We start from the raw sequence: 11,960 nt of genomic DNA, 5'->3' as shown, positions 1-11,960 counted from the left end.
GGGCGAGTCCGCGGTGGGGCTGGTGGTGGTCTGCACGGGGAGCACGCTAGCCCACGGCCCGGCGGCGACACGGCTAATCATTGGATGTCCTATTATCGTGGTGACGACAGTCACACCCTGTCGCCGCCCGCGGTGTCACCCCCGCACCACCCCGTCGTGGACCGCCCGCGCGGCCGGCCCGAGCCCCAGGAGGACGAACCCATGTTCCCCATCACCGACGACCAGAAGGCCCTGGTCGACGCCGTCCGCGACTTCGCCGAGCAGCGCGTCGCCCCGCACGCCCTCGACTGGGACGCCGAGAAGCACTTCCCGGTGGACGTCCTCGCCGAGGCGGGCGAGCTCGGCCTGGGCGGCATCTACGTGGGGGAGGAGCACGGCGGCACCGGCCTGGAGCGCACGGACGCGATCCTGATCTTCGAGGAGCTCGCCAAGGCGGACCCGGCCTTCGCCGCCTACATCTCCATCCACAACATGGTCGCCTGGATGATCGACTCCTTCGGCAGCGACGAGCAGCGCGCCCGCTGGATCCCCGACCTCGCGGGCATGGAGCACCTGGCCAGCTACTGCCTCACCGAGCCCGGCGCCGGCTCGGACGCGGCCGCGCTGAAGACTCGCGCCGTCCGCGACGGCGACCACTACGTCCTCAACGGCGTCAAGCAGTTCATCTCCGGCGCCGGCGCGTCCGACTGCTACGTGGTGATGTGCCGCACCGCGGACACGGGCGCCCGGGGGATCTCCGCCGTCGTGGTCCACAAGGACACCCCCGGCCTGTCCTTCGGCCCCAACGAGAAGAAGATGGGCTGGCACACCCAGCCCACGCGCCAGGTGATCTTCGAGGACGTCCGCGTGCCCGTGGCCGACCGCCTCGGCGAGGAGGGCGACGGCTTCCGCATCGCCATGAACGGCCTCAACGGCGGCCGCCTGAACATCGGCGCCTGCTCGATCGGCGGCGGCCTGGCCGCCCTGGACAAGGCCACCCGCTACCTCAAGGAGCGCAGCGCGTTCGGCGAGCCGCTCACCACCAAGCAGGCCCTCGTGTTCGAGCTCGCGGACATGTCCGTGAAGCTGGAGACCGCCCACACGATGCTCATGCGCGCCGCGGACGCCCTGGACCGCAACGACCCGGACACCGTGCGCCTGTGCGCCATGGCCAAGCTCGTGGCCACCGAGTCCGGCTACGAGGCCGCCGACACCGCCCTGCAGCTGCACGGCGGCTACGGCTACCTGCACGAGTACGGGGTGGAGAAGCTCGTCCGGGACCTGCGCGTGCACCGGATCCTCGAGGGCTCCAACGAGATCATGCGCATGATCGTGGGTCGCGGCCTGATCGGCTGACGCCGGGGCCCGCCCGGTGGCCCCCACAGCACGGCGCCCCGCGGTCACCACACGTGACCACGGGGCGCCGTCCGTCGGGGCGGGCTCAGCCGAGCTCGAGCGGGTCCACCCCGGACACGGTCTCGAAGTGCCCGGCCACGTCCTCGGCCGAGACGTCCTCGAGCCGGGCCGGGCTCCACGTCGGATCCTTGTCCTTGTCCACGAGCAGCGCGCGGATGCCCTCGGCCATGTCCGGCTCGCGCATCAGGTGGGTGCCGATCGTGAACTCCTGGCGCAGCGCGTCGGCCACCGTCAGGTCCGCCCCGCGCTCGGCCAGCCGGCGCTGGGCCTCGTGGGCCACGGCGACGGCGGTCGGGGACTTGGTGCGGATGGCCTCGGCGGCCTGCCCCGCGGCCTCGGCGTGCTCCCCGCCAGCGGCGGCGCGCTCGTCCAGGGCGGCGAGGACCTCGGCGGCCGTCTCCCGGTCGTAGGCGTCCTCGATCCACTCCCGGCCGGCCACCAGCGCGGACGCGGGCCGTGCGTCCTCGGCCACCGCGAACCGGGCCAGCACCTCGTCGGCGGCGGCGAAGGCGGCCTCGTCGCGCCCGCCCGCGTCCGCGGCCGAGCCGAGGGCGCCGAACGCCGCGGCGAGGGCCTGCTCGAGCTCGTCCAGCCGGGCGGACTCCACGAAGACGTCCGCCAGGCCCAGGGCCACCGCGTCGGACCCGGAGGCGTGCGCCGAGGTCGCGGCCAGGTGCCGGCCCGCCTGGAAGGGTGCGCGGGCGAGGTGGAAGGAGCCGCCGACGTCGGGGGTGAACCCGATCGCCGTCTCGGGCATGCCGGCGCGGGTCCGCTCGGTGGCCACGCGGTGCGAGCCGTGCACGGACACGCCCATGCCGCCGCCCAGGACGATGCCGTCCATGAAGGCCACGTACGGCTTGGGGTAGGTGGCGATGCGCTCGTTCATCGCGTACTCGTCGCGGAAGAACTCCTCGGCCTCCGCGAACCGCCCGGCCAGGAGCGAGGAGCGCAGGGAGACGACGTCGCCGCCGGCGCACAGTCCCTTCTCCCCGGCGCCGCGGATCAGCACGCCGCGCACGGCGGGGTCCGCGGCCCAGTCGGTCAGGGCCGCGTCGATCGCCCGGACCATGTCCTGCGTCAGCGCGTTCAGGGCGCGCGGACGGTTCAGCGTGATGCGGCCGAGGCCGTCGCGGACCTCGAGGAGCACCTCGTCCGCCGCGCCGTCCTGCCCGGCCGCGGGGGCCGTCGTCGCCGTGGTCTGCGCGTCGCTCATCGGTGCTGCCACCCCGCCTCGCGCTTGGCCGTGAACGCGTCCATGCCCTCCTTCTGGTCCGCCGTGGCGAACGCGGAGTGGAACACGCGGCGCTCGAAGGCGATGCCCTGGGCGAGCGTGGTCTCGAACGCGGCGTTGACGGCCTCCTTGGCCATCCAGGAGGCCGGCTTGGACTTGGACGCGATGGTCGCGGCCACCTCCAGCGCCTCCTCGAGGGCCTTCTCGTCGGCCACCACGCGGGAGACGAGCCCGATGCGCTCGGCCTCCTCGGCCCCGATCATGCGGCCGGTGAGGATCATGTCCATGGCCTTCGCCTTGCCCACGGCGCGGGTCAGGCGCTGGGAGCCGCCCATGCCGGGGATGACGCCGAGGTTGATCTCGGGCTGGCCGAACTTCGCGCCCTCGCCGGCCACGAGCACATCGGCCATCATGGCCAGCTCGCAGCCGCCGCCGAGGGCGTAGCCGGTCACGCACGCCACGATGGGGGTGCGGGCACGGGTGAGCCCGTCCCAGCCGGCGAACCAGTCGGCCGCGTACATCTCGGAGAACTCCTTGGTGGCCATCTCCTTGATGTCCGCGCCGGCGGCGAACGCCTTGGGGGAGCCGGAGAGCAGGATCGCCCCGATCTCCGGGTCGGTGTCCAGCTCCTGCACCGCCGCGACGACAGCACGCATCGTCGCCTCGTTCAGCGCATTCAGGGCCTTCGGCCGGTTCAGGCGGATGTGGCCGACCCGGCCCTGCCGCTCCACGATGATCGGCGACTCGGCGCCGTCCGGGGTGGTCTGCTCGCTCATGCCTCGCTCCTGTCCGTGTGTGATGCTCGGATGTCCTCGATGATGCCGGAAAAGTCGCGGGCGGCGCCTTCTCCGGCGGCGTACTCGGCGTATTTGGCCTGCGCGAGGCGGCCCAGGTCGGCCGCCACGCCCTGCTCGTCCAGGGCCGCGAGCGCGAGCCCGAGGTCCTTGGCCATCAGGGCGCCGGCGAAGCCGGGCTGGAAGTCCCGGTTCGCGGGGGAGCCGGGGACGGGGCCGGGCACCGGGCAGTTGGTGGTCAGGGACCAGCACTGCCCGGAGGCCTTGCTCATCACGTCGTACAGGGCCTGGTGCTGCAGGCCCAGGCGCTCGCCCAGGACGAAGGCCTCGGCGACGGCGATCTGCGTGACCCCCAGCACCATGTTGTTGCAGATCTTCGCGGCCTGGCCCAGGCCGGCGGCCCCGCAGTGCACGATCCGCGCGCCCATGACCTCGAGCAGCGGCAGCACCTCGGCGTACACCTCGTCCGAGGCGCCCACCATGAAGGCGAGGGTGCCGGCCTCGGCGCCCACCTGGCCGCCCGAGACCGGCGCGTCGGCCGCCCGCATGCCCGCCGCCTCCGCCGCCGCGGCCGCCTCGCGGGCCTCGGCGACATCGATGGTCGAGCAGTCCAGGAACACGGTGCCGGGGCGGGCGGCGGCGAGCAGGCCGCCGTCGCCGTCCTCCCCTCGGTAGACGTCCAGCACCAGGCGTCCGTGGGGGAGCATGGTCAGCACGACGTCGGCCTCCGCGGCCGCCGCGGCCGTGTCCGTGACGGTCTCGACGCCGGCCGCACGGGCCTTCTCGAGGGCCTCGGGGACGAGGTCGAAGCCGAGCACGCGGTGACCCGCGGCGGCGAGGTTGGCGGCCATGGGGCCGCCCATGTGGCCGAGGCCGAGGAACAGAACGGTGGTCATGGGGTCCTCCTGGTCGGGACGGGCTGCGGGGCGGTCACGAGCCGGCCGGCATCACGAAGCTGGCGCCCTCGCGCACGCCGGAGGGCCAGCGCGTGGTGACGGTCTTCGTCTTGGTGTAGAACTTCAGCCCGTCCGTGCCGTGCTGGTTCAGGTCGCCGAAGCCGGAGGCCTTCCAGCCGCCGAAGGTGTAGTAGGCGATCGGCACGGGGATCGACACGTTCACGCCGACCATGCCGGTGTCCACGCGGGTGGAGAAGTCGCGGGCGGCGTCGCCGTCGCGGGTGAAGATGGCCACGCCGTTGCCGAACTCGTGCTCGTTCACGAGCGTGAGCGCCTCCTCGTAGTCCTTCGCGCGGACCACGGAGAGCACCGGGCCGAAGATCTCCTCGCGGTAGATGCTCATCTCCGGGGTGACGCGGTCGAACAGGGTGGCGCCCACGTAGAAGCCGTCCTCGTGGCCCTCGACGACGACGCCCCGGCCGTCCTCGACCAGGTCGGCGCCCGCCTCGACGCCGGCCGCGATGTAGCCCTCGATGCGCTCCTTCGCGTCCTTCGAGACGACGGGGCCGAAGTCCGAGGACGCCTCGAGCGACGGGCCGACCCTGAGGTCCTTCACGCGCTCGCGGAGCAGCGCGATCAGGCGGTCGGCGGTCTCCTCGCCGACCGGGACGGCCACGGAGATCGCCATGCAGCGCTCGCCGGCGGAGCCGAAGGCGGCGCCGACCAGGGCGTCGGCGGTCATCTCGAGGTCCGCGTCCGGCATGACCACGGCGTGGTTCTTGGCCCCGCCGAAGCACTGCGCGCGCTTGCCCATGCGGCCGGCGTGGGCGTAGATGGACTGCGCGATCGGGGTGGAGCCGACGAAGCCGACGGCCTTGACGCGCGGGTCCTCGATGAGCGCGTCCACGGCGGCCTTGTCGCCGTGCACCACGTTGAGGGCGCCGGCGGGCATGCCGGCCTCGAGGGCCAGCTCGGCCAGGCGCACCGGGACGGAGGGGTCGCGCTCGGAGGGCTTGAGGACGAAGGCGTTGCCCGCCGCCAGGGCGATGCCGGCCTTCCACAGCGGGATCATCGCCGGGAAGTTGAAGGGCGTGATGCCCACGGCCACGCCGAGCGGCTGGCGGATGGAGTGCACGTCGATGCCGGTGCCCGCGTCGGCGGTGAACTCACCCTTGAGCAGGTGCGGGGCGCCCGCGGCGAACTCCACGACCTCGATGCCGCGCTGGATGTCGCCCTGGGCGTCCGGGAAGGTCTTGCCGTGCTCCTGGGCGAGCACGGTGGCCAGCTCGTCCATGTTCTCGTTGATCAGGTCGACCCAGCGCAGCAGGATGCGGCCGCGGCGCTGCGGGTTCAGCCTCGACCACGCGGCGAAGCCCTCCTCGGCGGAGGCCAGGGCGGCGTCGATCTCCTCGGCGGAGGCCAGCGGCACGCGCCCCGCCACGCCGCCCGTGGCCGGGTGGTAGACGTCGCCGTGCCGGCCGGAGGCGCCCTCGCGCCGCTCGCCGTGCACGAAGTGGGGGATCACGGGGGCGGTCTCGGTGGGCGCGGTCTTCTCGGACATGGGGGCTCCTCGCGGGTCCAGGCGGAAGGCGGACGCCGGGCGGCGCCGCCCACGGCGGGCGTGACGGGCCCGGCCGTGCGTGTGATCTGGGTTACTCTTCCGCTAATCTAGGATGAGAACGTAGGACATGCAACTATCGAACTCGGGGGGGTATCCCGAGGAGGAAGGGAGGGTCCGCCCATGGACCTGTCGAACCAGAGCGCGATCGTCACCGGCGGGGCCTCGGGCCTCGGCCATGCCACCGCCCGCCGCCTGGCGGACGCGGGCGCCGCCGTCGTGGTGGTGGACCTGCCGGACCGCGAGGGCGAGACCGTCCGCGCGGACGCTGTGGCCGCCCTCGGTCCCCGTGCGCGCTTCGTGACGGGCGACGTCACCGCCGAGGACACCGCCCGGGAGGCCGTGGCCGCCGCGCTGGAGGCCGGGCCGCTGCGGGTGCTGGTCAACTGCGCCGGGGTGGCGACGCCGGGCAAGCTCGTGGGTCGCGACGGGCCGCTGTCCGCCGAGGTGCTGAGCCGGGTCCTGGCGATCAACGCGGTCGGCACCGTGTCGATGATGGCCCAGGCCGCCGCCGCGATGAAGGCGCAGGAGCCGCTCGGCGAGGACCGCGGCGTCATCGTGAACACCGCCTCCGTGGCGGCCTACGACGGACAGATCGGCCAGATCGCGTACTCCGCCTCCAAGGGCGCCGTGGTTGCGCTGACCCTGCCCGCGGCCCGCGAGCTCGCCTCCTCGCAGATCCGCGTGGTCACGATCGCCCCCGGTCTGATGGAGACGCCCATGATGGCCGGCCTGCCCGAGGCCGCCCGCGAGGCGCTGTCCACCAAGACCCCGCATCCGGCCCGGCTCGGCCGACCCGAGGACTACGCGCTGCTCGTCGAGCAGATCGTGTCCAACCCGTTCCTGAACGGCGAGGTCATCCGGCTCGACGGCGCCGTGCGCCTCGAGCCCCGCTGAGCCGGACGGTCCGGAGGCCGGAGGGCGCGTCAGGAGGAGGTGTGCTCCGCCGTCGCGGGTGCGCCGGCGTCGGGGCCGTCGGCCTCGAAGTCACCGGCCTGGGCGCGGAACCGGCCGAGGACGTCGATGAGGGTGTCCACGTCCGCCGGACCGAAGCCGGAGCGGCCGAAGACCTCGGCGTTGAGCGTCTCCGTGGCGGCGACGGCGACGCGCCGGCCCTCGTCCGTGAGGGCGAGCACGAGCGCGCGGCGGTCCGACTCGTGGGGGGTGCGCTCCACCAGCCCGGCGGCCTCGAGCCGGTCCACCGCATTGGTCACCGAAGTGGGGTGGACCTGCAGGAGCGCGGACGCCTTGGACATCCGCATCCGCTTCTCGCGCGAGAAGTTCAGCAGCGCCAGCAGCTCGTACCGCGCGAAGGTGAGCCCGTAGGGCTTGAGCGCGGCCTGCGCCCGACCCAGCAGGATCTGCTGGGCCCGCATGATCGAGGTGATGGCGGCCATCGGGCGGGCGACGTCACCCCATCCGTGACGCTCCCAGTTCCGGGCGGCCTCCCGGATGGGGTCCTGGGCGAGGGGTGGCTTCTTCATGGCGCTCCAGACTAGCGGCGCACCGGGGGTCCCCCGCCACCGCCGGACACGGACGGGGCGGTGGCGGGGAACGGCCGGTCAGCGCTGCAGGTCCAGGTCCTCCTCCCGGAACTCGGTGCCGTAGCCGTCCGGAGCGGCGCCCGTCTGGGCGCGCTCGACCTCGGCCTTGCGCAGCTCCACGCGGCGGATCTTGCCCGAGATGGTCTTCGGCAGCTCGAGGAACTCGATGCGCCGGATGCGCTTGTACGGGGGCAGCTGGGTGAGCGTGAACTGCAGGATCGCCCGGGCGGTCTCCGCGGTGGGCTCGTGGCCCGGGGCGAGGGTGACGAAGGCCTTCGGCACGGCCAGGCGCAGCTCGTCCGGGGTGGGGACGATCGCGCCCTCCATCACGGCCGGGTGCTTGACCAGCACCGACTCCAGCTCGAACGGGGACACCTTGTAGTCCGAGGACTTGAAGACGTCGTCCGCGCGGCCCACATAGGTCAGCACGCCGTTCTCGTCGCGGCGGGCGATGTCGCCGGTGTGGAAGACGCCGTCGCGGAACACCTCGTCCGTCTTCTCCTGGTTGCCGTAGTAGGACTTCAACAGGCCCACCGGACGCGGGTCCAGGCGCAGGCAGATCTCGCCCTCCTCGGCCTCCTGGCCCGTGAGCGGGTCGAGCAGGGTGACGTCCATGCCGGGCAGCGGGCGGCCCATCGAGCCGATGACGACCTTCTGGCCGGGGGTGTTCGCGACCTGCAGGGTGGTCTCGGTCATGCCGAAGCCGTCGCGGATCGTGGTGCCCCACGCCTTGTGCACCTGGTCGATCACCTCGGCGTTGAGCGGCTCGCCCGCAGAGATGGTCTTGGTCGGCGGGGTCGTCAGCTGCGCCAGGTCCGCCTTGATGAGCATGCGCCACACGGTGGGCGGGGCGCAGAAGCTCGTGACGCCGTAGCGCGCCATGTTGGCCATCAGGGCTACGGGGTCGAACTTGCGGGCGTTGTGCACGAAGATCGTGGCCTCCGCGATCCACGGGGCGAAGAAGTTGGACCACGCGTGCTTGGCCCAGCCCGGGGAGGCCACGTTGAGGTGCACGTCGCCCGGCTCCAGACCGATCCAGTAGAGCGTCGTGAGGTGGCCGACCGGGTACGAGGTGTGGGTGTGCTCCACGAGCTTCGGCTTCGAGGTGGTGCCCGAGGTGAAGTAGAAGAGCAGCGTCTCGTCGGCGGGGGTCGGCTCGGCCGGGGTCAGCTCGGTGGCGGCGTCGTCGGCGTCGTCGTAGGAGAGCACGGTGTGGCCGGCGACCTCGGGGGCGCGGCGCGCCGGGCCCTCCGCGAAGACGCCCGGCACGTGCACCAGGTGCAGGTCCTCGCCGACGCCGGCGAACTTGGCCAGGTCCTCGGCGCCGGCCACGGCCCACGCGGCGCCGGCGCGCGTCACGCGGTCCTCGAGGTCCCCGGAGGTCATCTGCGTGGTGGTGGGCACCATGACCACCCGCAGCTTGATGCAGGCGAGCATGAACTCCCACAGCTCCACCTGGTTGTTCAGCATCAGGATGAGGCGGTCGCCGCGGCGCAGGCCCTGCGCGGAGAGCCAGTTCGCCACCCGGCTGGAGGCCGCGGAGAGCTCGGCGAAGGTGCGTTCGGTGCTGCGCCCGTCGTCCTCGGCGATGATCAGCGCCGGCACGTCCGCGCGGGCCGGGTCCTGAGCCAGGCGGTCGAACCAGTCGAAGCCGAAGTTGAAGTGCTCGAAGCGGGGCCACTCGAACTCGGCGCGGGCGCGCTCATAGTCGGTCTGGCACTCGACCAGCAGGTCGCGGGCCGCGCGGAACACCTCCGTCGGCGACGGGGCGGCGACGGCGGTGGGGTCCTGGACGGTCATGGGTCCCTCCTCGGGGTGGCTGCTGAACGGATCCTTGGCCGGGGGTCTGTGATCTGGAACACTACTGTCAGACCTGGATAGTTGGAAGTCCTACAGTCGGATTCTCGGTGAAACCGCCCGCCGTCGTCGGACCGCCCCCGAAGGAGAGCCATGACCGCCCTCGCCGACCCCCCGAGCCGATCGCCGCCTCAGCGTCCCCGACGCGGGCCCCCGCACCCGCCGAGACCGAGCGCGTCGTGCCGGACGTGGCGGCCGCCGTCGCCGCCGCCGCGACCGGTGCGCCCGCCGCGGCCGGGGTGGGCGCGCCCGTGGAGTCCGACCTCGTGCCGCTCGCGGAGCGGCGACGCATGGCCGGGTACGTGCCGTTCGCCCGGGAGGGGGAGTGGTTCACCGAGCTGGCCGTCGTGGGCGTCGCCACCGCACCGGAGACGGTGGCGCAGGAGGTCGTCGCACCGGAGCCGGCCACCGCCGAGCCCGCCGCCGCGGCGCCGGCTCGGCCGGTCGTCGCCGAGCCGGTCGATGTCGAGCCGGCCGATGCGGAACCGGCCGTCGCCGCCCCCGTGGCCGCGGCGCCGACTGCGGAGCCGGCCCCCACCGCGCCGGACACCCGTTCGGCCCCGCCGGCCTCCGCCGCGCAGCCGCCCCGGGCCGCCCCCGGTGCCGCCACCGGCACGCCCGCTCGGGCCGCGGAGACGGACGCCGCCGAGTCCGCCGCCCCGTCCCGTCTGCGCAAGGCGCTGCCGGCGGTGGCCGGCGTCGTGGTGCTGGCGCTGCTCGCGGTGCTGGCCGGACGCTGGCTGCGGAGCCTGGACCCGGTGGCGGACTTCATCGCGACCTACGACGGGCACCCGGTCCTGCCCGAGGGCACCCCCGAGGGGATGCCCTGGTGGATGGGCTGGCAGCACTTCCTGAACATGTTCCTGATGGTGCTGATCATCCGGACGGGCCTGCAGATCCGTCACGAGACACGGCCTCCGGCCAACTTCACGCCGACGAAGGACGGCCTGTTCTCCGCGCGGGGCAACACCCCGAAGAAGTTCTCGCTCACCATCTGGATGCACCAGGCCCTCGACGCGCTGTGGCTGCTCAACGGCCTGATCTTCGTGGTGCTGCTGATCGCCACCGGCCACTGGGCGCGGATCGTGCCCACGGACCCGCACGTGTTCCAGCACGCCCTGTCCGCCGGCATCCAATACCTGTCCCTGGACTGGCCCACGGAGAACGGCTGGGTGCACTACAACGCGCTGCAGATGCTCTCCTACGCGCTGGTGGTGTTCGTGGCCGCCCCGCTCGCCGCCCTCACGGGCTGGCGCATGTCCTCGTGGTTCCCCACGGAGGCCAAGGGACTGAACAAGGCGTTCCCCATGGAGGTGGCCCGCAAGGTGCACTTCCCGGTGATGGTCTTCTTCGTGGCGTTCATCGTGGTGCACGTGTTCCTCGTGGCCTTCACGGGCCTGCTGACGAACCTGAACCACATGTACACCTCGCGCGGCGGGGCCACCGACGCGTGGGGCCTCGTGGTGTTCCTCGTGAGCGTGGCGGTCACCGCCGCCGCGTGGTTCTTCCTGAAGCCCGCCTTCACGGCCCCCGTGGCCTCCCGGTTCGGCACCGTGGGCCGCTGAGCCGGCCGCACGACGACGGCCCCTCCTCCTCCCGGGACTTTCGAACGTGATGTCGGGGGAATGAGCGCTTTCGAACGTGAGATAGGCCCTTTCTCACGTTCGAAAGCGCTCGGGTGCTCGGGCGGGCGGGGCGTCAGCTCCGGGCAGCGCGGAAGGTGACCTGCACCTGGACCATCGGCTTGTCGGCCACGGGGACGCCGTCGGCGCCGACCGGCACGAGGTCCACCTCCACGAGGCGCAGGGACCGGCCGGCGTGTCGCACCCGTGTGAGGGCGACCATCTCGCCATGCCCCGGGCGCACGAACACCACGTGCACGGCCTGGACGTCGTAGCGCACGCGGTCCGGCATGGCCGCCTGCGCGGCGATGACCGCCCGCAGCGTCATGGCCCCGCCGTGGACCGCGCCCGACGGGTTGGCCAGCTCCGGCTTCGGGGCGAAGCGGGCGCCCGCGCTCGCCGCGGCAGCGACGGCGGGGCGCACGTCCGGATCGGCCGCCGGCAGCGACTCGGGGCGGGCGGCCAGCAGCCCCGGCATGGGCACGCGGGTCTCGGCCCCGCGGGGCAGCCGTCCGGCCGCGACGAACTCGGCCATCCGCTCCGGCGCTCCGGCCGGCACCGACTGGAACCAGCCGGTCGCCTCGACGACGCGACGCCCGTCCGCGTCCTCGAGCCACGCGCGGGCCACGCCGCCGCCGGCATCCCAGGCCAGCGGGCGGGTCCAGCACTCCAGCAGCGGGCCGTCCTCGTCCCCGGCTGTGACCGCCGCCGCGTCGAAGGCGGGCAGCGGGCCGAGCACGTTGACCTGCAGCTCGGTGGTGACCACGGTCTCGATGTCCCGGGCCGCGTGGTGCACGGCCACCGCCGTGGCGTTGTCCATGATCACGGTGGCCGCCGCGCCGGTGGGCCGGCCGTCCAGGTCGAGGCACCACGGGCCGACCTCGAACGCGGCCGGGTTGAGGGCGCCGTTCCGCTCGGTCATCAGCGCATGGCGGCGGATGCCGAACAGCTGTTCCGTGCGGCCGGAGGGGTGGGAGCGGGGGCCGGTGGGCGAGTCCGCGGT

Annotated in this window: 10 protein-coding genes; 3 read left to right on the top strand and 7 right to left on the bottom strand. The window is 73.3% G+C overall.

Annotated elements, in window-relative coordinates:
- Positions 1–201 precede the first annotated feature (201 nt).
- Positions 202–1,335, top strand: coding sequence for an acyl-CoA dehydrogenase family protein (locus J1M40_RS00800; RefSeq protein WP_206450351.1), 1,134 nt, complete (start codon positions 202–204; stop codon positions 1,333–1,335).
- 85 nt (positions 1,336–1,420) lie between these two features.
- On the opposite strand, the gene J1M40_RS00795 is transcribed toward J1M40_RS00800, so the two are convergent.
- From J1M40_RS00795 to J1M40_RS00780, 4 genes are read right to left on the bottom strand one after another with little or no spacing between them, the layout of a single operon-like run.
- Positions 1,421–2,608, bottom strand: a complete 1,188-nt coding sequence (locus tag J1M40_RS00795) for an enoyl-CoA hydratase/isomerase family protein (protein ID WP_206450349.1) — start codon at positions 2,606–2,608, stop codon at positions 1,421–1,423.
- Positions 2,605–3,402 (bottom strand): enoyl-CoA hydratase, encoded by a 798-nt coding sequence (locus tag J1M40_RS00790; protein ID WP_036316152.1) that lies wholly within the window; start codon positions 3,400–3,402, stop codon positions 2,605–2,607. Before J1M40_RS00790 ends, J1M40_RS00795 begins: the two co-directional genes overlap by 4 nt.
- The gene (gene mmsB / locus J1M40_RS00785) at positions 3,399–4,316 is read right to left on the bottom strand and encodes a 3-hydroxyisobutyrate dehydrogenase (protein ID WP_041102792.1); all 918 of its coding nucleotides are present in this window, start codon (positions 4,314–4,316) and stop codon (positions 3,399–3,401) included. Before mmsB ends, J1M40_RS00790 begins: the two co-directional genes overlap by 4 nt.
- 34 nt (positions 4,317–4,350) lie before the next feature.
- Positions 4,351–5,877, bottom strand: a complete 1,527-nt coding sequence (locus J1M40_RS00780; protein ID WP_206450347.1) for a CoA-acylating methylmalonate-semialdehyde dehydrogenase — start codon at positions 5,875–5,877, stop codon at positions 4,351–4,353.
- A gap of 180 nt (positions 5,878–6,057) precedes the next feature.
- Here J1M40_RS00780 and J1M40_RS00775 point away from each other — a divergent pair, with 180 nt between their 5' ends.
- Positions 6,058–6,831, top strand: coding sequence for an SDR family NAD(P)-dependent oxidoreductase (locus tag J1M40_RS00775; RefSeq protein ID WP_070708774.1), 774 nt, complete (start codon positions 6,058–6,060; stop codon positions 6,829–6,831).
- 29 nt (positions 6,832–6,860) lie between these two features.
- Here the strand turns inward: J1M40_RS00775 and J1M40_RS00770 are convergent, their stop codons facing one another.
- Both J1M40_RS00770 and J1M40_RS00765 read right to left on the bottom strand, forming a co-directional pair.
- The gene (locus J1M40_RS00770) at positions 6,861–7,418 is read right to left on the bottom strand and encodes a MarR family winged helix-turn-helix transcriptional regulator (protein ID WP_206450345.1); all 558 of its coding nucleotides are present in this window, start codon (positions 7,416–7,418) and stop codon (positions 6,861–6,863) included.
- 78 nt (positions 7,419–7,496) lie between these two features.
- Entirely contained in the window at positions 7,497–9,278 is a 1,782-nt protein-coding gene (locus J1M40_RS00765; protein ID WP_206450344.1) for an AMP-binding protein, read from the bottom strand.
- 107 nt (positions 9,279–9,385) lie between these two features.
- On the opposite strand from J1M40_RS00765, the gene J1M40_RS00760 reads away from it, so the two are divergent.
- Entirely contained in the window at positions 9,386–10,900 is a 1,515-nt protein-coding gene (locus J1M40_RS00760) for a cytochrome b/b6 domain-containing protein (protein WP_342356869.1), read from the top strand.
- A gap of 133 nt (positions 10,901–11,033) precedes the next feature.
- Here J1M40_RS00760 and J1M40_RS00755 read toward each other — a convergent pair.
- The coding region (locus J1M40_RS00755) for a PaaI family thioesterase (protein WP_206450342.1) at positions 11,034–11,960 on the bottom strand (927 nt) is incomplete at its 5' end.

Origin of the sequence: Micrococcus sp. KRD026 (assembly GCF_017168445.1) — a bacterium.
GTDB classification, from domain to species: Bacteria; Actinomycetota; Actinomycetes; order Actinomycetales; family Micrococcaceae; genus Micrococcus; species Micrococcus luteus.
Note: the sequence above shows the minus strand (reverse complement) of the source record. Positions and strands in the feature narration are given on the sequence as shown.